The organism is Kibdelosporangium persicum (assembly GCF_013280595.1).
Taxonomy (GTDB): Bacteria; Actinomycetota; Actinomycetes; order Mycobacteriales; family Pseudonocardiaceae; genus Kibdelosporangium; species Kibdelosporangium persicum.
Map to the genome: position 1 here is coordinate 97,559 of NZ_JAAATY010000017.1, position 20,979 is coordinate 118,537.

The following is a 20,979-nucleotide window of genomic DNA, read 5'->3' on the forward strand; positions in this document are numbered from 1 at the left end:
CCCGTCGATGTCGCTTCCCGCATCCCGGTGACGACTAAATCTCACCGACCGCAGCGGCCTGGATCGCTTTGTGCAGGGCGGGGCCGATCGGTCCGCTGAGCTTGGTGAGTTCCTGGATGCGTTGTTTGTTGGCGCGTGTGGTCTTACGGTCGAGGACGAGCCTGAGGTCGCCGACGGCGATGATGGCCACGAGTGCGGCGTCGGCGGGGTCGATGCCGCCGATGGGTTTGTGCAGGGCGGTGTGGACCCGGCCGAGGAGTTCGTCGCGGACGCGGGGGTCGCGGACGGTCACCTTGGTGCTGGGGAACAGCCCGAGGATCTTGTGGGGTTGGAGGTGAACCCAGCCGCCATCGCTGAGCTGCCGGCGTACCGCTCCGACGGCGGCGTGCCGCCTGTGGCCGATCCAGGACTGCCATGTGTGTGGCTTGGAGCCGGCGATCTCTTCGAGGAGCGCGTCAAAAACGGGATCGTCGCAGGGGTGCCGGACGCCGATCACCGCGCGGCCGCGTTCGTCGGTGAGCAGGCCGCCCCGGTAGAGGTCGGCGAGGGCCGCGGCGCGGAGCATGGCGCCCAGGTTGGTGCCTGGGCCGACTCTGCCTTTGTCCGGGTCGTAAGCCAGCAGGAAGACGCGCTGGGGGAGGCTGTGCGGTACGGCCATGTCATGCTTCTCTCGGGTCGCTGGTGGCGGGGGATACGGCGATGCCCTTGGTCAGCGCTGCTTGCACGATGCGGATGGCCTCGTTGATGTCGATGCCGAGGCTGGCGATGACGGCGGCGTAGTCGGCGGCGGCGCGGCTCGCCCGTTCGCGTCCCTTCTCACCGGCCGCGGACACGAACGAGCCGGCCGATCCACGGGTCTCGATCAACCCTGCCTCCTCCAGTTCCCGGTAGGCCCGGCCGACGGTGTTGACGGCCAGGCCGAGGTCCGCGGCCAGACGGCGGATGGTCGGTAGCCGGGTGCCCACGGCGAGCGTCTGGTCCTGGATCTGCCGGGCGAGCTGGGCACGGAGCTGCTCGAACGGCGGGACGGGCGAGGCCGCGTCGATGACGACCATTCGGTTCACGGTGCGCTCATGACGTGCCGCGCCACCGTGGCGCTTTGGGCGGTCCGCGCCTCGATCAGGGCCAGCGCGATGACGCTCAGGACGATGAAGGCGAGCCAGGCAGCGTTCCACCAACCGAAGGTGGTGCTGAACACCGACACGACCGGCAGCGACCACACCGACCACACCGCGGTCGGCGCGGCGCCGACTCGGGCGTCCTCCACCCGCATGATGACGTCGGCGGTCAGCGAGACCTCGTCGTCCGCCACCACCGGGTGCGTCAGAATATGGCGCAGCTGGACGACAATGCCGACGGCGAGCCCGCACAGTCCGATGAGCAGGATGCCCGCCGCGTACCTCGCGGTGGAGTCGGGCAGTGTCAGGGTGCCGATCGCCAGCGCCGCCGCGCCCGCGAACGTGGTGGCCGCGAACGCGGCACGCGGCCAGCCGAGCACGGTACGCCAGCCGAGCCGGACCGGGCAGGCCGCCCGTCGCAGCAACGTCGCACCGGCGCGCCGGTCGACCCGCCGCACCCACCAGTCCAGCAACGACTGGGTCAGCACCAACCCGACCACCAGCGCCGTCAACACCAGCAGCGACCAGCGCCGGTGCCCGGCCCCGTCAACCATGCCGCCGGTGTAGGTGAGGGCGACCGCGACGATGAACGTGGCCAGCAGGACAGATGCGGCCAGCCGGGTACGCCGCCGGACCGCCAGCCGCGTCGCCAGCAACAGCGTCGGCCGGACGTCGGCCAGGCCGTGCCCGGCCAGCCACACGCCGGCCCGCTCGAGGTCCGCCGGACGTACCGGCGGGTCGGCGTTCGGCGGGGTTCCGTTCGGCGGGGTTCCGTTCGGCACGGCGCCTCCATGTCGCAACTCTTGTCTTAACAGGGTGCGTCAAGAGTTGCGACAAGTCAACCGGTGCGTAGTCGTTGGCCGGGCGGAGCGCCAGCGCCCAGCGACGACACGGTTCACGGCTGCCTGCCCGGCGGCGATCTGACAGCCGTGGCCGCGGACGGTCCCCGGCCCGCCTCATTTTCCACCCTGTGCTTGCCAATCCGCCCCGAAAGTGTTCAAAGACCCAGGCATGACAAGCGATTCCCGGCAGCGGCACTTGTTCGGCCGCGGCGATCGCCCGGCGGGCGAGCTTGGGGGTGTACTCCTGGTACCAGCAACCGCAAGGTCTGGTTACCCGGTCAGGTCCCGCGGATCATGGCTCCATGACCGATCGCACCACCGAACCCACGAGTGCCGTAGCCGCAGCGCATCTGCGTTGGCTGTGGGGCTGGGACCGCGCCGCTGACGACCCGCCGTTCGACTTCCGCGCGATCCAGGGCGAGTTCTACGACTGGACGGCCGAGGACGCCCTGTTGTATGACGACGCCGATCCAGAGCATCGGGTGGCGCGCAGCGCGGAGGAGTACCGGGCGCTGTGGGAGCCGGTGTTCAATCGCCTCACGATCGCCGAGCACCGCCTCGCCGACGGGCCGCACGTGCTTGCCTCCGGTGACCTCGCCGTCTCGCGGCTGGTGTTCGTGGCCCGATTGGTCGCCGCGGACGGTACCGAGACCGGCCTGCGCGCGACGAACTCCCTGACGTGGCGACGCCTCGCCGGGAAGTGGCAGATCACCTGGGACCACACCTCGTCGACAACTCTCGACTCGGCGACACTGGCCGACCTGATGGCCGCGCTTCCCGGCCCTCCCGACTGACGGCGCCTTGAACCCGGCTCCTGGACCGCTCTCAGGGCAACGACGTCACGAGGCCCGTCCGGTGCCGCCCGGGCCGCCAGGTGTGCTGACCTGGGCCCAGAACTCGGTCAGCGCCCGGGCGCCCTGGCCTGGATCCTGCAGCATCCACCAGTGGCCGAGCCCTTCCAGCACCACCACCCGCGCGCCGGCGGTGGCGGCGGCGCGGGTCCGCAGCTCCACCGACCCCGTGAACTGATCAGCCGTCGCGACAAGGCACAGGCCGGGCCGCCGGGCTGCTCCGGCAAGTCCCTGACCAAGCTGGGCCATCACCGGCTGCGCGGCCGACCGGTAGAGCGGCAGCACCGCCGCGGCCATCTCGGCGGCCATCTCGGCGGCGAGCACTTCGGCGATCTCGCGATCGTTGCCCCGCTGCACGAACAGGTCCACGCGTTCGGCGAAGGGCGCGCTGAACACGGCGACCGCTCGCTCGCGTTCCTCTGGGGTCTGCCAGATCTGGGCGAGCGGATGCCAGACATAGTCGGGCGCGAACAGGCCCACCGCGTCCGAAGCCCAGCTGCGCAACAGATCCGGCCTCGTCATGGCGACATTGACGACATGCCCGCCGCCCCAGTCGTGCCCCACCAGATCGACCGGCTCGCCGAAGTTTTCCAGCTCGCCGATCAGCCAGTCCCGGTACTCCAGCACGGTGGCGCCGAAATCGGGCGGAATCGGTGCCCCGAAGCCGGGCGGGGAGAGGCAGACGACGTCATCGCGGCCCAGTTCCGCCCGCAGGGGCGCCCAAACCGCTTCGGTCTCCGGGTTTCCGTGCACCAGAACGACAGTCATGGCAACACCACGGGAGTGGTCGCCCGCAGGGCGGCGTCGGTGCGCAGGGGGTGCGGGTCGTGGACCATCCAGGCGAAGGCCAGGTTCTGTCCGGTGAACTCGGTCAACAGTCGCTCCAATCTCGGGTGGACTTCTCCTTCCTATCTTATTTGCGTGCATGCTTGCAAGTAAGTATCCTGGGTGCATGCCAGAGAGCACCGCCAGAACCCGCCGCACCCAGCAGGAACGCCGTGCCCGCGCGGAATCCGCGTTGCTCGCCGCCGCGGCGGAGCTGGTGGCGGAGTCCGGCACCAGGGCACTGACCCTCGCGAGCGTGGGCGAGCGCGCCGGCTACAGCCGGGGAATCGTGAATCATCACTTCGGGTCGATCCCGAGCCTGCTCGAAGTGCTCGCGCGGCAGGTGCAGGACCAGCTTGTGCCGGAGTGGGACGAGCTGCCGCCGGGGCTCGAACGCCTGCTGTTCATCCTCGAGCGCTACCTCGACACCGTGGCGACGGGTGCTCCGATCACCCGGGCGTTTTTCGTGATGTGGGCCGAATCCGTCACCCGGCCCGAGCTGGCGGCCATTTTCCGCGAACGGGACCAGGCCTTCCGCGCGTCCATCGCGGCCGATGTCGTCCTGGGGATCGAGAACGGTTCGGTGCGCCCGGATCTCGACCCGCACGACACCGCGGTCGCGATCGTGGGCGACCTGCGCGGGATCGCGATCCAATGGCTGCTCGACCGTGATTCGGCCGACCTCAGGCGGTTGCGGAAGGCACTGCCTGAGCTGTGGCGGCGCGCGCTCGCGGCCTGATCACCCTGCCCTTCATCCCACCGCCTGACGCCACCACGGTCACCGGCGTGTCGCCGACGTTGCCGGACAGAGCCCTGAAAGGGTCGTTGACCAGCAGCGATGAGTATTTGAGCGGCACACGATCGGCGGCACCAGGACGCGCAGACCACAATGGCGGAAAACATCGGAGGGTGATGAGTGAGTGTGAGCGTGCAAGAGGAGACCGCGAGCTTCGGAGATCTGGCGTTGCGGCCCGAGCTGCTGCACTCGCTGTCGAGCCTGGGCTACGAGGAGCCGACACCGATCCAGCGTGAGGCGATTCCGCCTCTGCTGCAGGGGCACGATCTGCTCGGCCAGGCCGCGACCGGCACTGGCAAGACGGCGGCGTTCGCGCTGCCCGTGCTGCAGCGCCTGCCCGGTGACGCGCCGGGCAAGGACCCGGCGGCGCTGGTGCTCGTGCCCACGCGGGAGCTGGCCGTGCAGGTGTCGCAAGCGTTTCACCGCTACGGCCGTGACCTTGGCGTGCGCGTGCTGCCCATCTACGGCGGGCAGCCGATCGGCCGCCAGCTCCAGGCGCTGGAGCGCGGGATCGACGTCGTGGTCGCCACCCCCGGACGCGCACTCGACCACATCGGTCGTGGCACTCTCCGGCTGCACGCGATCGAGACCGTTGTGCTGGACGAGGCCGACGAGATGCTCGACATGGGATTCGCCGAGGACATCGAGGCCATCCTCGAGGCCACGGCCGAGGACCGGCAGACCGTGCTCTTCTCGGCGACCATGCCCGCGCGCCTCGACCGAATCGTCCGGCGCCACCTGCGCGACCCGGTCCGCATCGAGATGGGCCGGTCGGCCGAGGCCGACGGCGGCAAGAGCCCGCTGGTGCGGCAAAGCGCGTATGTGGTCGCCCGCGCGCACAAGCCCGCCACGCTCGGCCGGGTGCTGGACGTGGAGGCGCCCACCGCGGCGATCGTCTTCTGCCGGACCCGGGAAGAGGTCGACCAGCTCACCGAGACCCTGAACGGGCGAGGTTACCGGGCTGAGGCGCTGCACGGCGGAATGGGACAGGAGCAACGGGACCGCGTGATGGGACGGCTACGTGCCGGCACCGCTGATCTGCTCATCGCCACCGACGTGGCCGCACGTGGGCTCGACGTCGAGCAACTCACCCACGTCATCAACTACAACGTTCCTTCGGCGCCTGAGGCGTACGTGCACCGCATCGGCCGGGTGGGCCGGGCAGGCCGGGAAGGCGTCGCGCTCACCCTGGCCGAGCCGCGTGAGCACCGGATGCTCAAAGCGATCGAGCGGGTGACAAAACAGCCGATCAGCATGGAAAAGGTGCCGACGACCGCCGACCTGCGCGCGCGTCGCCTGGAGTTGACCCGCGCGGCACTGCGGGAGAGCCTGCTCGTCGACGACCTGGAGCGGTTCCGGGTCGTGGTCGAGACGCTCACCGACGAGTTCGACGTCATGGACGTGGCACTGGCGGCGGTGAAACTGGCGCACGAGTCCAGCGGAATCGTCGCGGACGAGGAGGAGATCCCGGAAGTCCGCGAGGTGAGCGGACGCCGGAAACCGGAGCGTCGCGGTCCGGAGGGACGGCGGCGTGCGCCGGGCGGTGAGGTCGCACGCCTCTTCCTGGGCATCGGGCGCAATGCCGGGATCCGGCCACAGGATCTGGTCGGCGCGATCGCCGGCGAGTCCAGTCTCACCGGCCGCGACATCGGCGCGATCGAGATCGCCGACCGCTTCTCGCTGGTGGAGATCCCCGATGCGGCCGTGGACGAGGTGATCGCGGCGTTGCGGCACAGCACCATCAAGGGACGGAAACCGGCTGTCCGGCGCGAACGCGACACAGCGAGCGGAGGCGGCCGGAAGAAAACCACTGCCACTGGCAAGCGGAAGTAGTCTCCCGCTCGGGTCAGGACACCTGGTGGCTTGTCTGGAACCTCGCAGGGACGCGGCGGAAGGCGTCGGCGACGTCGCAGAGGAAGGCGATGTCGCTGTCGAGGTCGCGACCGCCGGGGGCGGCTGCGGGCGACGGAGGCTGAGTCGGGGCGGCTCCTGTCGCGGCGGCTTGGATCGCGGCTGCCAGGGTGGCTGCTTCCACCGCCGCATCCAGTTTCCGGCCAGTAAGGCCGGATTGGACGGCCGCGTGTCGTGCGTCGGCCGCCACTTCAGGGTCGATGTGGTCGCGGAGAGCCAGGCGGCCGTCGCGGATCTCGACCGCCCGGCGGTAGAGGCGCAAGTCGAGGTCTCGCATGTCCAGCAGTTCGTACCACCGTGGTTTCGGTGGTACGAGGGCGATCGACGGGTTCATCCGGTACAGCGCCAGCCAGAGTGGACGCAACCGCTGGTACTTCCGGTAGTTGCTGATCGGCGGTGGTGTCCGCCAGTTCGGCAAGGCCAGTCCGGCCAGGATCAGCACCGCCGCCGCGAGCGTGAGATACCTGTCCAGCAGGATGTTCAACGCCCTCGGGTAGTCCGTTCCGGTCCTGCGTGCGACGAAGTACGCCGCTTTGTGGAAGTGGTACGTCACCGAGCAGAGCATGCCGGTCGCGATCAGCCGTAAACCCATTCGTACCGCTGGATCCGTGGTCATCGAGGCGTAACGGATGCTCAGCGTGGCCGCGGTGAGGAACGCCGGGAGCAATCCGGCGGTGTAGACGAGCCAATACTCGAGCACGCCGGGAGTCGCGCCGTACCTGCCCGCGAAGCGCACATTGTCCACTGGTGCCTTGGTCATCACGAACAGGACGCACATTCCGGTGAACGCCGCCGAGATCCAGATCGCGTGCCGTAGCGACCGTCGGCGGGCGTCCTCGGGATGGTGGATCTGCAACAGCATTGTCAGGCCGCCCCATCCCGCGACGAGGAAACAGCCGTGGTCGACCAGTCTGCCGACGTTCGGTATCCCGGTCAGCACGCTCAGCCCGTGGTAGACCGGTGGGACCTTCGCCGTCAGCGTCGCCGCGATGGTCAGCGTGACCACCCAGCTCATCGCGTTGGTGGGGCCGCGCGGGTGCACGGCCAGTCGTGTCACCACGACGGTGCACGCCAGCAACGCGGGCCCGTAGTGCCGGATCAGTTCACCCATGTGTGCGGCGTGGCCAGTCGAACGCTGCCCTGATCCTCCGGCCGACGTCGTTGGGCGTCAGCCGTTCCGCCTGGTGCCGGATGATCGAGGCGAGCAGTTCTGCCTCCTGTTCCTCTGCGGCCTGGTACGAAGTGCGGGCCAGCATGGTGCGGATGACTTTGAAGTCCAGGTGCGGCAGCAGGGACCGGATGTGTTCGGCTTCCGGGATACCGGCCCGGTAGTGCCCGCACAACAGGTGGCTCAGTTCGTGCAGGATGATGTGTTCCTGGTGCGGCAGCGCGGTTCCGTCCTCGTAGAAGATCAGGTCCGCGGTGTCGGTGGACAGCCACACCCCATGGGCTTCCGACAATCCTGTCACGGGCATGAGGTGGATGGGCCGTCCGCGCTGCTCGGCCACTCGCCGGCACAACTCGTGCACGTCGAACGGGTGCATCAGGGGCAACTGCCCCGCGATGGCTTCACATCGGCGTCGCAGCCGTTTGAGCTCGGCGGTCATCGCACCTCCCGAGAGGGGCAAGGTCGTGGTCGTCACGGCCGCATGCCACGTATCTTGCCCGAATCCCGTTGGTGCGTGTCGAAAATGGACCGTTTGCGGCGCCGGCCGGGATTCGGTCAGGACTCGGGGTTGTCCTGGTCGTCCGGCAGGCCTTCGATCTCGCGCGCCCGCTCCACCATCTCGGTGATCGCACCGAGGCTCCGGGCGGACAGGCCGGACGCCCGCAACGCGATCTGCCGCACCGAGGCGTCCCGCAACGCCGCGAGCAGCGCCAGTTCCGCGTCGACCTGGCTGGTCGTGGTGGCGTCGAAGAAGTACGCGGGCGGGACGCCGAAGAACCCGGCCAGTGCCTCCAGGTGCCGCCGGGTAGGGTTGTCCCGCAAGCCTTTGCGCAACTGCCAGAGGTAGGTGGCCGAGATCGTCGGCCCGCCGCCGGACCGGATGGTCTCGGCGACCTCTTCGAAGCTGTACTCCTTGCCACTGCTCGGCCGGACGGTGCGGAAGAGGTGATCCACCTTCGCCGCAAGGGTTCGTTCGCTCGACGACGAAGCGTCCGGCATCTCCGCCTCCTCCCACACAACGGTCCAGCATAGTGGCCTGTCAACTGGCCTGAAGCAGGTTCCGGCAAAAGCGTTCACCACAGTTGACGCCCTCATTTATATCTGCTTATGCTCGCCTTACCGCCATAAACTCATGTGAATGGCTTGGGGCTACACCATTGGGAGGAAGGGTGGATACCCGCAGCAAACACCAGCCTGCCGCCGAAGGACTTCAGCGGCGGTCGCGTCCGCGCGAATCCGGGGAGGGTGCCGGTTCGGGGCCGTTACCCGGTGTCGGGCTCACCAAACGCACCAGTTTCACCTTGCCGCCCGGCGTCCCGTTGGACGAGTGGAGCAGGATCGGACGGCAGATCGACACCATCGCCGCCTCGTCGTCGTGGTGGCTGGGGGACTGGCTGATCTACGGCCAGTCGCAGTACCCGGACCTGTACAAACGGGCCGTCGAGCAGACGTCGCTGGACTACCAGACGCTGCGTAACTACGCCTGGGTGGCGCGCCAGTACCCGGTCGCCCGGCGCCGGCCCGCGCTGAGCTTCCAGCACCACGCCGAACTCGCCTCGATGACCGCGGCCGAGCAGGACCAGTGGCTGGACCGGGCCGAGCGGTTCGGCTGGTCCCGCAACGAACTGCGCAACCGGGTCAGAGCCAGCAGGCGGGTCAACCGCTCCGGCGAGGCCGGGACCGACCGTATTCTCAAGATTCACATGACGGTTCCGCCAAGCCAGAAACAGCGGTGGATGCGGGCCGCCGCGTCGGAGTCCGAACAGGACTTCGTGAACTGGATGGTCTCTGTGCTCGACAACGCGGCGGCGGCGACGCTGCGGACCGCCACGCCTCAGCTCGGGGGCTGAGGATCGAGGAACTGTGCGATCAGGCCTGGCACGCACGTGTCTGCGAATGCCAGGCCTTTGTGCTCTTCCACGTCGTAGACCGAGTAACGCTTGCGTCCGGCGGACGTGGTCGCGGTGAGCGTGACCAAACCTTTGCGGCGCTGGAAAACCGATTGGCTGATGGTCCAGCCGATGACGCCGTCGCGCTGTAGCGCCACGGTCTTGCGCCACAACCCGCCGTGCCGGGACACCAGATAACGGCCGCTGATCGCGTGCCCCAGGTTGCGGTATGCGTCCACGGCCGCGGGCAACCCGATCCCGAGCGCCACCAGTGCCCAGCTCCACGCGATGTGCAGCAACACATCCGTGAGCAGCAACCCGAGTACGGCCAGCACGGTCGCGGGAACCAACGCGATCATCGTGGCCCAGGTGAGCCGCCGGTTTCGTGCCGCCGTCACGTGTCCACACAGGATCGACGGGTCGGTGGGGGAGGTAGCCGCGTTCACCACGGAAGCGGCTACCTGGTGCGCCAGCTCGGCCGGCGCGTTCGGCAGCAGCGTTTTGTGGTCGCTCTCCTCGCCGTGTTCCTCCTCGGCGAGTCCTGTCGCGACAGCATCGACCTTGGCTGCTCCCAACAGGCGGTGTCCCAGGGTCTCGACAACCTGCACCCCACGCAAGCGCTCCTCGGTCAGGGACACCGAATGCGTCGTCATGAGTCCACGTCGGACCCTGAGCGTGCCCGCGGATTCACGGTCCAGGCGGTAATCCCACCAGGTCGTCACGAACAGCAGCAGCGCGCCGACCGCACCGACGACTCCGCCTACGACGACGACAATCAGGATGGCCACGGCCAGCGGCATGCTGTCCAGGAAGTTGTAGGTCCAGGTCAGCACATCGGCCTCGAACCCGAACAACTCGGCCACGCTCAGCAGCCCGCCGAACGCCCCGGAGCCCAGGACGAACGCCTCCACCGACAGCGGCGCGTACCAGACCCAGCGCCGGTCGAGTTCCGCGAGCACCTGGTCGTCCGACTCGCCGGCGGGCCCCTGGCCGAGCAGTTCACGCCGTAGCCGGTCGGCCTCCGCCCGGCTGACCGCGTCCAGTTCCAGCGAGGTCTTGTCCTTGTCGACGTGCTCCCCGGTGCCGATCTCCACCTTGGCCATCCCGCAGAGCCGCAGCATGATCCCCGCGCTGATGTCGACGCTGCGAATCCGGTCACGCGGCAGCGAACGTTGCTTGCGCACGAAGACACCGGTGTGCATCTCGAGCCGATCGGCCGAGAGCCGGTATCGGGTCCTGGTCCAGCGCAACCAGTCTCCGACGAACCCGGCCGCCACGATCAGCACGACGCCAGGCACCAGCCAGGCGAGCACGCTCGCCAGCGACCAGCCGAAGATCCAGGAGACGACGGACGCCAGCGAGAAACCCGAGACACCGGTGAAGCCGACGAGCGTCGCGGTGGTGATGGCGATCGTGCGCCAGTCCAGCCTGCGCCACTGGTCCGAAGTTCGAGTCAGCACGGCGGTCATGTGGCGTCCTGGGGGATGAGCTTGGTGATGTCGGCGAGGCGGTGCGCCAGTTCGGCCGCCACCTCGCCGTCGAGGCCTTTGACCGTCACCGCGCCCGCCGACGACGCCGTGGTGATGATCAGCGTCGCCAGGCCGAACCGCTGTTCCAGCGGGCCGCGTTCGGTGTCGACGGTCTGGATCCTCGACATCGGCGCGATTCGCGACTCCTGGAAGAAGTACCCGGTCCGGGTGTACACGGCGGTCCCGGTGACCTCCCACCGGTGCACCCGGTACCACCAGAGCGGCAACAGGACGGCCAGCGGAACGGCGATCACGACGACCACGATCGCGGCGAGCACGAGCCAGAAACGCGCCGGGGGGATGAAGATCCCCGGCACGACGAGCAACACGGCCAACGTGGCGGCGGTCAGCACGAGCTGCCACCGCCACCACGGGATCGCCCGCTGGTCGACCCGGTTGCCTGGCGGGCGCAGCCGGATCGGGGTGGCCTGGGTGGTCAACGGATTCTCCTCCTCGACTGTGCGTGTCCCGCCGGCGAGATGATCACTGCCGGTACTTGTCGGTGAGCTCTTCCAAGTGTGGGACGAGCTCGTTGGGCGTGGGCATCGCGAGCATCTCGTCCCGCAGGGCACGGGCGCGCTCGCCGAACGACGGCTCGTCGAGCAGTCTGAGCAGGCACTCCCGGACGCCCGCGCCGGTCGCCTCGGTCGCGTGGATCTCCAGACCGGCGCCGTACTCGGCGAGTTTCCTGGCCAGCGCGGGCTGGTCGGAATCCCACGGCAGGGACAGCTGGGGCACGCCGTGCAGCGTCGTCGTGGCCATCGTGCCGATGCCCGCGTGGTGGATCACGGCTGTGCAGGTCGGGGCGAGCGCGTCGACCGGCGCGAAGTGCACCAGCCGCGCGTTGTCCGGCACCTCGCGAAGCTTCGCCTGCTCGGCGCGGTCGATCGTGGCGACGACCTCGATGTCCAAGTCCGCCAACGAAGTCAGGATGTCCTGGACGTCGACGATGTAGCCGTCCGGGCGTTCGGCGATGATGCTGCTGCCGAGCGTCAGCCCGACCCGTGGCCTGGCCGGAGGTGTCCACAGCCAGTTCTCCACAGTGGCCGTGCCGTTGTACGGGACGTACCGCAGCGGCACGTTGTGCACGTCGCCGATCACGCGCAGCGGGTCCGGCAGTTGGTCGATGGTGAAGTGGCCGGTGATCAGGTCCTCGGAGAACTCGACGCCGTACCGGTTGACGTTGCTGGTGATCCACTCGGCCAGCGCGTCGCCGCGGTCCTCGGGTGGCTGCCGCTCCTTGAGGTTGAGGTAGTGCGCGCGGGTGACGCTGAAGATGTCGACGCTCCACAGCAGACGCGCGTGCGCCGCGCCGACGACCTTGGCCGCGATCGAACCGGCGAACGCGGCGGTCTCCCAGATCACCAGATCCGGCTGCCACTGCCTGGCGAACACCACCAACTGGTGGATCATCGGCACGTTGACGGCCTTGTACCACCACTCGACGTGGTTGTCGTAGCCGGACTTCATGTACTCCCACGTGATCCGCTCGGGGAAGTCGACCACGTCGTACGGGCGCGGGAAGCCGGGCTCGTCCTCTTCCTCGTCCCCGCCGTCGTCGAAATCGGCGGTGCGGCCGTAGTTGCGGCTGCCGACCGGGACGGCGGTCAGCCCGGCCTGGGTGATCGTCTCGGCGAAGTCGGGCTGGCTGGCCACGGCGACCTCGTGCCCGGCCGTGCGCAGCGCCGAGGCCAGCGGGACCATGAAATGGAAGAGCGTTTTGGCCGGTTCGGTGACGAACAGGACTCGCATCGGTGTTCTCCTTGTCAGTACTCGGCCAGCCGCGCGGCCACCTGGCTGGGATCGGGCATGGCGAGCATCTCGTCGCGCAGCCGTCGCGCGCTGTCGCGGAAGGCCGGCTCGTGCAGCAGGCGCAGCACGCCCTGCCGGACGGTGTCGCCCTTGGCTTCGCTGGGATCCATCGCCAGCCCGGCGCCCTGCTCGGCGAGTTTCCGGGCCAGGGCGGGCTCGTCGAAGTGCAACGGCAGCGCCAGCTGCGGCACGCCCTGCAACGACGTGGTAGCCAGCGTGCCGATTCCGGCGTGGTGCACCACCGCGCTGCATGACGGGACAAGCGCCTGCAATGGGACGTACGGAACCACGGTCGTGTTCGCCGCGACATGGCTGAGCTTGCGCTGTTCGCTCTCGGCGACCGTGGCCACGACGTCGATGTCCAGATCCGCCAGTGAATCGAGGATGTCCGGCACACTGACGACGTAGCCGTCGAACGCCTCGGTGGCCGTGATGCCGAACGTGATCGCGATTCGCGGTCGTTCGGCGGCCGGCCAGAGCCAGCGGGGGACCGTCGCCGGGCCGCCGTAGGGGACGTACCGCATCGGTACGTAGTCCAGATCCGCCGCGACCCGCAACGAATCCGGTAGCTGGTCGATGGTGGCCTGGCCGGTGATCATGTCCTCGTCGAACGCCGCGCCGTACTTGCGGGCGTGCGCGTCCAGCCATTCGGCGAGCGCGTCACCGCGGTCGTCCGGTGGCTGGTGTTCTTTGAGGCTCAGGTAGTGCGAGCGGGTGACGCCGAAGACGTCCACGCTCCACAACAGACGCGCGTGCCTGGCACCGACCGCCTTGGCCGCGATCGGCCCCGCGTAGACCGACGGTTCCCAGATGACCAGGTCCGGCCGCCAGTGCCGGGCGAAGGACACCAGGTCGGGGATCATCGGCTGGCTGTCGATCTTGTGCCACCACGTGACGTGGTAGTCGTACCCGGACTTCAGGTACTCCCAGCTGATCCGCCCGGGGTGGTCCACCACGTCGTACGGCCTGAACAGTCCGGTCCGCGCGGCCGTGCCGGGCTGGGGTTCCATGCCGGCCAGCCGTTTGTGGTTGTGGTCGCGGCCGACGGGCACAGCGGTCAGGCCGGATCGGGCGATCGTGTCGGCCATCCTGGGCTGGCTGGCCACGCGCACCTCGTGCCCGGCCGTGCGCAGCGCCCAGGCCAACGGCACCATCGACTGGAAGATGCTCCGGTCGGGGCAGGTGGTGAACAGAACGCGCATGGTCGTCTTTCAGTCCGTGCCGCGGTGCTTGGCGGTGAGTTCTTCCAGGTGCGGGACGAGTTCGTTCGGGGTGGGCATCGCGAGCATCTCGTGACGCAGCCGCTGGGCGGACTCGCGGAAGGACGGTTCGTTCAGCACGCGCAGCAGCAACTCCCGGACCTGTGGACCGGCCGACTCGGACGAGTGAATGGTCAGTGCCGCGCCCTGCTCGGTGAGTTTGCGCGCCAGCGGCGGCTCGTCGAAGTCCGTCGGCAGCGCCAGCTGCGGCACGCCGTGCAGCGACGTTGTCGCCAGCGTGCCGAATCCGGCGTGGTGGATGACCGCCGCGCACGTCGGAGCCAACGCCTGCAACGGCGCGTAGCTGACCATCCTGACGTTCTCGGGCACCCGGCTGATTTTCTTCTGCTCGTCCGCGTTGATCGTCGCGACGATCTCGATGTCCAGGTCCGCCAGCGAGTCGAAGATGCCCTGGACGCCGACGGCGTAGCCGCCGAACCGTTCCGCCGCCGTGATGCCGAGGGTGATCGCGACCCGTGGCCGCTTCGGCTTCTCCCACAGCCATGGCTCCACAGTGGACGGACCGCCGTACGGCACGTACCGCATCGGGACGTAGTCCAGGCCGGCGGGCAACCGCAACGACTCCGGCAGCTGGTCGATGGTGAACTGACCGGTGACCATGTCCTCGGTGAAGCGGCCGCCGTTGCGCTTGGCAGCCGCGCCAAGCCAGTCCGCGAGCATGTCGCCGCGCGCCCGGCGGGGCTGCTGCTCCTTCAGGCGCAGGTAGTGCTCACGGGTCACGCCGAAGACGTCCTGACCCCACAACAGGCGAGCGTGTGTCGCGCCGACGGCTTTCGCGGCGATCGGGCCCGCGAACGCGATCGGGTCCCAGATGACCAGGTCCGGCCGCCACCACTTGGCGTACGCCACCATCCGGTTGATCATCGGGACGCTGTCGGTCTTGTGCCACCAGGTCACGTAGAAGTCGAAGCGGGCCTTGAGGTCCGTCCAGCTGATGTCCGGCTCCGGCTTGGCGGCGACGTCATAGGGCAACGGCAACACGTCGTCGTCGTCATCGTCGTCCTCCTCCTCGTCGGCCTCGGCGGCCGCGAGTAACGCGTCCGCGTCAGCGTCCTCGGGATCGTCCCGGCCGACCGGGACAGCCGTGAGCCCGGCCTGGTTGATCGTCTTGGCGAACTTGCCGAGGCTGGCGACGCGGACCTCGTGGCCCGCCGTGCGCAAGGCCCACGCCAGCGGCGTGAGTGACTGGAAGATGCTCTTGTCCGCGGACGTGGCGAACAGGACACGCATGGGTTTCCTCCTTCGGTGGGCGGCGGTTCACGCCCGGTACTTGTCGGCCAGTTCGACCAGGTGGGGGACGATCTCGTTGGCTGGTGGCATGGCGAGCACCTCGTCGCGCAACCGGCCCGCCGCTTCCTGGAACGACGGTTCGTCCAGCAACCGGAGCAGGGCCGCGCGAACCTCGTCGCCGCTGCGCTGCTCGGCGCTGATGTGCAGACCGGCGCCGGATTCGGCGATCTTCTCCGCCAATGCGGACTGGTGCGGCCGTGACGGCAGCGCGAGGTGCGGCACGCCGTACAGACTCGTGGTGGCGACGGTGTCGGCGCTGCCGTCGTGGATGACCGCCGCGCAGCCGGACACGATCGTGTCGAGCGGTGCCGCCGTGCCCAGCCGGACGTTGTCGGGGAACACGATGTGCTGACCGGCGTCGGTGTCCGTCGCGACGATCTCGATGTCCAGGTCCGCGAGGGATTCCGTCAGACCGGCGAGGACACCGCTGCCGGGAACGAGACCGACCCGGGGCCGCCGCGGCGGTGACCACAGCCACGTGTGGATCGTCACCGGCCCGCGGTACGGCGTGTGCCGCACGTCCACCGAGTGGACATAGTCCTTGGTGCGCAACGAAGTCGGCAACTGCTCGATCACGAAGTGCCCGTCGGCGTCGTCGTGCGTCCCCTGCCAGAGCACCTGTGCGTGCGCGGCATCGGTCGCCTTGGCCGCTGCCGGGCCCGCCGCGGCCGACGGTTCGCCGACCACCAGGTCCGGCCGCCAGTACTCGGCGAACCGGACCGTCTCAGCCGTGTCGGGACTGTCCATCTTGGTCTGTGGATCACGGTCGCCGAGCGGCAGGGCGGTCAGGCCGGCGGACGAGATGGTGCGGGTGAACGCCGGATGGGCGGCGATCCGCACCTCGTGGCCCGCTGTGCGCAGGGCACCGGCCAGTGGGGCCATCGCGTAGAAGGCCTTCTTCTTCGGCGGGGTAACGAATAACACGCGCACGTGGCTTGCTCCTTAGCTTTGGTGTGCGGCGGTGAGCTCCTCGAGTCGCGGGACGATCTCGTTGGGGGAAGGCATGGCGAGCATCTCGTCGCGGATCTTCTGGGCGTTGGCGCGGAAGTGTGGCTCGTTCAGCAGCGCGAGCACGGCTTCCCGGACGGCTGGGCCGGTGGCTCGCGCCGAGTCGATGGCGAGGCCGGCACCGTGTTCGGCGAACCGGGTGGCGAGGGCGGGTTGGTCGAAGTGGTACGGAATGGACAGTTGCGGTATGCCGTGCAGGCTTGTGGTGGCCATCGTGGCCGCACCGGCGTGGTGGATGACCGCGGTGCAGGTCGCGGCCAGGTCCTGTAGTGGCACGTACGGCACGATCTTGGTGTTCTTGGGAATCCGGGGCAGTGCGGCTCGGGTCTTGTCGGTCAGGGTCGCGACGAGCTCGATGCGCAGGTGGCCGAGCGCGTCCAGTATTTGTCCTATGTCGACGGTGTAACCGGCGAACTTCTCCGTGGCGGTCAGGCCGAGGGTCAGTGCGACGCGCGGCTTGCGTGGCGGTGTTCGCAGCCAGGACGGGACAGTCGCCGGTCCGCCGTAAGGAGTGTGACGCATCGGAACGTACTGCAGATCGGCCGCGATGCGAAGCGAAACGGGCAACTGGTCGATGGTGAACTGACCGGTGACCATGTCCTCGCTGAAGTCCGCGCCGTACTCGCGGGCGTGGCGGGTGAGCCACTCGGCCAACGGATCCGGTCCCGGTGCGTCGAGTTGCCGGTACAGCTGCCGCGTGACGCCGAAAACGTCCATGCTCCACAGCATCCGGGCGTGCGCGGCGCCGATGGCCTTCGCGGCGATCGATCCGGCGAACGTCCGCGGCTCCCAGACGATCAGGTCCGGCCGCCAGTGCCGGGCGTACGCGACCAGCTGGGAGATCAACGGCAGGTTGTCCATCTTGTGCCACCACGTGACGTGGTGGTCGTACCCCGCCCGCAGGTGCTCCGGTGTGGCCAGCGAGGGGTCGATCGCCGCGTCATAGGGCCGGGGGAGCCCGGCGCGGGCGGAAACCTGTTCGCCTGGCGCGTTTTCCAGCGCACGGTGGATGTCGCTGTCCCGGCCGACCGGGACGGCGGTGAGCCCGGCCTGGGTGATCACGCCGGCGAAGCGGGGCTGGCTGGCGACGCGGACGTCGTGCCCGGCGGTGCGCAGCGCCCAGGCCAGCGGCACCAGGTACTGGAAGGTGCTCTTGTCCGGGCAGGTCGCGAACAGCACGCGCACGTCGTGTCTCCTTCAGTGTTGTGCGATGCGGCGGTGTGCGATGCGGTGGTGTGCCACGAGGCTTTCCAGCCGCGGGACGATCTCGTTCGGCGTGGGCATGGCGAGCACTTCGTCACGCAGCCGCCGCGCCCCTGCCCGGAACCGCGGCTCGCCGAGCAGCCGGAGCAGGTCCCGCCGGACGTCCGCGCCGGTGGCCATGGTCGAGTGGATGTCCAGCCCGGCGCCCTGCTCGGTGAGCTTGCGCGCCAGCGCGGGCTGGTCGAAGTGGTACGGAATGGACAGCTGGGGCACGGCGTGCAGGCTGGTGGTGGCCAATGTGGCCGCGCCGGCGTGGTGGATCACGGCACTGCACGTCGCGGCGAGGTCGTGCAGCGGCACGTACGGGATGACCCGGGTGTTCGGCGGAATCCTGCTGAGGTTCTGCTTCGCCTTGTCGGTCAGCGTGGCCACCAGTTCGATGTCCAGGTCGGCCAGGGCGTCGAACACATCCTGGACGTCCACGGTGTAGCCGCCGAACCGCTCGGTGGCGGTCAGCCCGAGGGTGAACGCCACCCTCGGCCTGGCCGGTGCTGTCCGCAGCCAGGCCGGAACGGTGGCAGGCCCGCCGTACGGGACGTACCGCATCGGGAGGTAGTCCAGATCCGCGGTGATCCGCAACGACTCCGGCAACTGGTCGATGGTGAAGTGGCCGGTGATCATGTCCTCGCTGAAGCTGGTGCCGTACTTGGTGGCGTAGCCGGACAGCCACTCGGCGAGCGGATCTTCCCGGTCCTCTTGCCCGTCTTTCAGGCGCAGGTAGTGGTCGCGGGTGACGCCGTAGATGTCCAGGCAGTACATCAGACGGCCGTGGGTCGCGCCGATGGCCTTCGCGGCGATCGATCCGGCGTAGCTGGTGGGTTCCCAGAGGATCAGGTCCGGCCGCCAGTGCCGGGCGTACGTGACCAGCTGGGCGATCATCGGGAAGTTCTTCATCCGGTGCCACCAGGTGACCTGCGTCCGGTAGCCGTCACGCAGGTAGTCCCAGCTGGCTTTCTCCGGTGCGTCGGCCACGTCGTACGGCGGGGGCAGGCCCGCACGCGACGCCTCGACCTGCTCCGGTTTGCCCTCGGCGACACGCCAGATCTCCCGGTCACCGCCGACCGGGACGGCGGTGAGCCCGGCCTGGGTGATCACGCCGGCGAAGCGGGGCTGGCTGGCGACGCGGACGTCGTGCCCGGCGGTGCGCAGCGCCCAGGCCAGCGGCACCAGGTACTGGAAGATCGTCTTTTCCGGGTAGGTGACGAACAGCACGCGCACGTCGTGTCTCCTCAGCGGTGTGTGGCCGCGAGCTCTTCGAGGCGCGGGACGACCTCGGCGGGAGCGGGCATGGTCAGCATCTCGTCGCGGAGCTTCGCCGCACTGTCGCGAAAGGACGGTTCGTGCAGCAGCCGGGAAACACTGTCCCGGACGGCCGCCGCGGTCACCGTGTGCGGGTGGATGTGCAGCCCCGCACCGCATTCCACGATCCGGTCGGCCAGCGGCGGCTGGTCGACGTACACCGGCAGGACCAGCTGCGGTAGGCCGTGGCGGACCGCGTCGAGGAACGTGGCGAGGTCGCCGTCGTGCACGACCGCGGCGCACTCGCCGGAATCCGGCTGCGCCACGGCGGCGGTGATCTCGTCGACGGTGAGCCGGTAGCCGCCGAACCGGACGGTCGGCTCGATGTCCATCACCACTGCGACGCGTTGCCGGCCGAACCGCTGGGACGTTTCCCGCCACGGGGTGTGGCGCATCGGCAGGCTGGGCAGTCCCGTGTCGAGCCGCAGGGAACCGGGCAGCTGGTCGATAGTGAGCTGACCGGTCACCATGTCCTCGCTGAAGCTGGTGCCGTACTTGGTGGCGTAGCCGGACAGCCACTCGGCGAGCGGGTCGTCCTGCCGCCGTTGCCCCAGCCTGAGGAAGTGCCCGCGGGTCACGCCGTGAATGTCCAGACTGGACAGCAGACGGGCGTGCGCGGCGCCGACAGCCTTCGCGGCGACAGGTCCGGCGTAGCTCGTCGGCTCCCAGATCACCAAGTCGGGCCGCCAGTCCTGGGCGTGTGCCACGAGCTGCGAGATCACCGGCAGGTTGTCCATCTTGTGCCACCAGGTGACGTGGTACTCGTACCCGGACCGCAGGTATTCCCACGTGATGTACCGCTCGTCCTGGCCCACCACGTCGTACGGCTCCAACATCGCGGCCCGCAGTGCCGCGCGTTCGCCGGGCTCCACACCGAATGCCTGCCACACGTCGTGATCGCGGCCGACCGGGACGGCGGTGAGCCCGGCTTGGGTGACCACGTCGGCGAACCGGGGCCGGCAGGCCACCCGCACCTCGTGCCCGGCGGCGTCCAGCGCCTGGGCCAGCGGAACCATGGAGGGAAAGGCGCTTTCGTCCGGACAGCTCGTGAACAGGACGCGCATCACGCGGAGGTGGCCGCGTGTGTGCGCTCCGCGTGGTCGGCGATGGCCACGGCGGTGCGCTTCAAGGCCTCCGCCAACGGAATCCGTGCCCGCCAGCCGGTCGCTCGCTCGAACGGGCCCGGGTCGAGCACGAAGTCGAGCTGGTCGGTCTGCAGCGACTGCTCGGCCGGTTGGGTGGAGATCACCGGCACCGGTGGCTTGCCGGTCGCGGCGGACATCGCTTCGGCGATGCTGCGGAACAGGTCGGCGATCGACGTGGCCAGGCCGGTGCCGACCAGCCAGTGCCCGCCGGCCAACCTGTCCGCGTGGTCGAGCGCGTCCGCGAACGCGGCCGCCGCGTCGTCCACGCACAGCAGATCGCGTTTCACCGTGCCGTCGTGCCACATCGTCAGCGGCTCACCCGCCCACGCGCGGCGGGCCATCGCGCTGACCACACCCCGGTCCAGCGCGATGGAATCCGTGCCCTGGCTGAACAGTGTCGCCAGGCGGAGCGTGACGCCCCGCAGGACACCTTCGGCCGTGGCGGCCTTGAGCGCGTTCTCCGCGGCCTGCTTCTGACGGTCGTACGTGGTCAGCGGGTTGTCCGGCTCGGTGCCGTCGATCCGGCCGCCGGTCGGGTGCCCGACCTGCGACATGGAACCGGCGAACAGGACCACCGGCGGCGTCGCTCGGCGCTGGGCCCGCAGCACCGAGATCAGGTCGTGCACGAGACCGAGGTTCACGCGCTCGGCCACCGCGTCGCCCGCACTCACCCGCCACGTGGCCGGGCCCGCGATGTGCGCGACGAGGTGGATGATCGCGTCCGCGCCGGCGACCGCGCGGGCGAGTTCGTGCGGCTCGGTGAGGTCGGCGGTCCGGACTTCGACGTCGGCGACCGGCCGCTCAGGGACGTTGGTCAGCCTGCGCCCGACCACGCGCAGTTCGATGGGCAGTCCGGCCAGTTCCCTGGTGACCGCGGTGCCGAGCAGGCCAGAGGCGCCGAGCACGACGACCGACCGCCGGGACGAGTTGCTGCTCACGCATTCTCCTAGGTG

22 protein-coding genes are annotated in these 20,979 nt (G+C 69.2%); 4 read left to right on the plus strand and 18 right to left on the minus strand.

What is annotated here, in order from left to right:
• Positions 1–34: 34 nt before the first annotated feature.
• The 3 genes from GC106_RS27465 to GC106_RS27475 are packed head-to-tail and all read right to left on the minus strand — an operon-like array spanning position 35 to position 1,900.
• Positions 35–658 carry a GOLPH3/VPS74 family protein gene (locus GC106_RS27465; RefSeq protein ID WP_173136511.1) on the minus strand — a complete coding sequence of 208 codons (624 nt, stop codon included), beginning with the start codon at positions 656–658 and terminating at the stop codon, positions 35–37.
• A gap of 1 nt (position 659) precedes the next feature.
• Complete coding sequence (locus tag GC106_RS27470) at positions 660–1,055, minus strand: GntR family transcriptional regulator (protein WP_173136513.1); 396 nt, start codon at positions 1,053–1,055, stop codon at positions 660–662.
• 5 nt (positions 1,056–1,060) lie between these two features.
• Positions 1,061–1,900, minus strand: a complete 840-nt coding sequence (locus tag GC106_RS27475) for a hypothetical protein (RefSeq protein ID WP_173136515.1) — start codon at positions 1,898–1,900, stop codon at positions 1,061–1,063.
• A gap of 362 nt (positions 1,901–2,262) precedes the next feature.
• On the opposite strand from GC106_RS27475, the gene GC106_RS27480 reads away from it, so the two are divergent.
• Complete coding sequence (locus GC106_RS27480) at positions 2,263–2,754, plus strand: YybH family protein (RefSeq protein WP_173136517.1); 492 nt, start codon at positions 2,263–2,265, stop codon at positions 2,752–2,754.
• 45 nt (positions 2,755–2,799) lie between these two features.
• Here GC106_RS27480 and GC106_RS27485 read toward each other — a convergent pair whose 3' ends face one another.
• A complete protein-coding gene (locus tag GC106_RS27485; protein WP_173136519.1) occupies positions 2,800–3,579 on the minus strand; it encodes an alpha/beta fold hydrolase in 780 nt (259 codons plus the stop codon).
• Positions 3,576–3,698: a hypothetical protein gene (locus tag GC106_RS48930; RefSeq protein WP_281368632.1), complete on the minus strand. Its 123-nt coding sequence runs from the start codon at positions 3,696–3,698 to the stop codon at positions 3,576–3,578. Before GC106_RS48930 ends, GC106_RS27485 begins: the two co-directional genes overlap by 4 nt.
• A gap of 65 nt (positions 3,699–3,763) precedes the next feature.
• Between GC106_RS48930 and GC106_RS27490 the strand changes: the two genes are divergently transcribed.
• Both GC106_RS27490 and GC106_RS27495 read left to right on the plus strand, forming a co-directional pair.
• Positions 3,764–4,375, plus strand: a complete 612-nt coding sequence (locus tag GC106_RS27490) for a TetR/AcrR family transcriptional regulator (RefSeq protein ID WP_173136521.1) — start codon at positions 3,764–3,766, stop codon at positions 4,373–4,375.
• 177 nt (positions 4,376–4,552) lie between these two features.
• A complete protein-coding gene (locus GC106_RS27495; protein ID WP_173136523.1) occupies positions 4,553–6,265 on the plus strand; it encodes a DEAD/DEAH box helicase in 1,713 nt (570 codons plus the stop codon).
• Positions 6,266–6,278: 13 nt separating this feature from the next.
• On the opposite strand, the gene GC106_RS27500 is transcribed toward GC106_RS27495, so the two are convergent.
• From GC106_RS27500 to GC106_RS27510, 3 genes are all read right to left on the minus strand, one after another.
• On the minus strand, positions 6,279–7,454 hold the full coding sequence (locus GC106_RS27500; RefSeq protein WP_173136525.1) for an MAB_1171c family putative transporter: 1,176 nt from the start codon (positions 7,452–7,454) through the stop codon (positions 6,279–6,281).
• The gene (locus GC106_RS27505) at positions 7,447–7,950 is read right to left on the minus strand and encodes a hypothetical protein (RefSeq protein WP_173136527.1); all 504 of its coding nucleotides are present in this window, start codon (positions 7,948–7,950) and stop codon (positions 7,447–7,449) included. The genes GC106_RS27500 and GC106_RS27505 overlap by 8 nt, the downstream gene beginning before the upstream one ends.
• Before the next feature lie 116 nt (positions 7,951–8,066).
• Positions 8,067–8,510 carry a helix-turn-helix domain-containing protein gene (locus tag GC106_RS27510; protein WP_173136529.1) on the minus strand — a complete coding sequence of 148 codons (444 nt, stop codon included), beginning with the start codon at positions 8,508–8,510 and terminating at the stop codon, positions 8,067–8,069.
• 170 nt (positions 8,511–8,680) lie between these two features.
• On the opposite strand from GC106_RS27510, the gene GC106_RS27515 reads away from it, so the two are divergent.
• The gene (locus GC106_RS27515; RefSeq protein WP_173136531.1) at positions 8,681–9,361 is read left to right on the plus strand and encodes an LmbU family transcriptional regulator; all 681 of its coding nucleotides are present in this window, start codon (positions 8,681–8,683) and stop codon (positions 9,359–9,361) included.
• Here the strand turns inward: GC106_RS27515 and GC106_RS27520 are convergent.
• The 10 genes from GC106_RS27520 to GC106_RS27565 are packed head-to-tail and all read right to left on the minus strand — an operon-like array spanning position 9,346 to position 20,964.
• Positions 9,346–10,869, minus strand: coding sequence for a PH domain-containing protein (locus GC106_RS27520; protein WP_173136542.1), 1,524 nt, complete (start codon positions 10,867–10,869; stop codon positions 9,346–9,348). The genes GC106_RS27515 and GC106_RS27520 overlap by 16 nt on opposite strands.
• Positions 10,866–11,369 (minus strand): PH domain-containing protein, encoded by a 504-nt coding sequence (locus GC106_RS27525; protein WP_217281031.1) that lies wholly within the window; start codon positions 11,367–11,369, stop codon positions 10,866–10,868. The genes GC106_RS27520 and GC106_RS27525 overlap by 4 nt, the downstream gene beginning before the upstream one ends.
• A gap of 43 nt (positions 11,370–11,412) precedes the next feature.
• On the minus strand, positions 11,413–12,681 hold the full coding sequence (locus GC106_RS27530; RefSeq protein ID WP_173136544.1) for an activator-dependent family glycosyltransferase: 1,269 nt from the start codon (positions 12,679–12,681) through the stop codon (positions 11,413–11,415).
• A 14-nt stretch (positions 12,682–12,695) separates the two neighbouring features.
• Complete coding sequence (locus GC106_RS27535) at positions 12,696–13,943, minus strand: activator-dependent family glycosyltransferase (RefSeq protein ID WP_173136546.1); 1,248 nt, start codon at positions 13,941–13,943, stop codon at positions 12,696–12,698.
• 9 nt (positions 13,944–13,952) lie between these two features.
• Positions 13,953–15,251 (minus strand): activator-dependent family glycosyltransferase, encoded by a 1,299-nt coding sequence (locus tag GC106_RS27540; RefSeq protein WP_173136548.1) that lies wholly within the window; start codon positions 15,249–15,251, stop codon positions 13,953–13,955.
• A gap of 27 nt (positions 15,252–15,278) precedes the next feature.
• Positions 15,279–16,241, minus strand: coding sequence for a nucleotide disphospho-sugar-binding domain-containing protein (locus GC106_RS27545; RefSeq protein WP_173136550.1), 963 nt, complete (start codon positions 16,239–16,241; stop codon positions 15,279–15,281).
• Positions 16,242–16,253: 12 nt separating this feature from the next.
• Positions 16,254–17,504, minus strand: coding sequence for an activator-dependent family glycosyltransferase (locus GC106_RS27550; protein WP_173136552.1), 1,251 nt, complete (start codon positions 17,502–17,504; stop codon positions 16,254–16,256).
• A gap of 12 nt (positions 17,505–17,516) precedes the next feature.
• Positions 17,517–18,800, minus strand: a complete 1,284-nt coding sequence (locus tag GC106_RS27555) for an activator-dependent family glycosyltransferase (RefSeq protein WP_173136554.1) — start codon at positions 18,798–18,800, stop codon at positions 17,517–17,519.
• Positions 18,801–18,811: 11 nt separating this feature from the next.
• Positions 18,812–19,897 carry a nucleotide disphospho-sugar-binding domain-containing protein gene (locus GC106_RS27560; protein WP_246366793.1) on the minus strand — a complete coding sequence of 362 codons (1,086 nt, stop codon included), beginning with the start codon at positions 19,895–19,897 and terminating at the stop codon, positions 18,812–18,814.
• Between the two features lie 47 nt (positions 19,898–19,944).
• Positions 19,945–20,964, minus strand: coding sequence for an NAD-dependent epimerase/dehydratase family protein (locus GC106_RS27565; protein WP_173136558.1), 1,020 nt, complete (start codon positions 20,962–20,964; stop codon positions 19,945–19,947).
• Between the last annotated feature and the right edge of the window lie 15 nt (positions 20,965–20,979).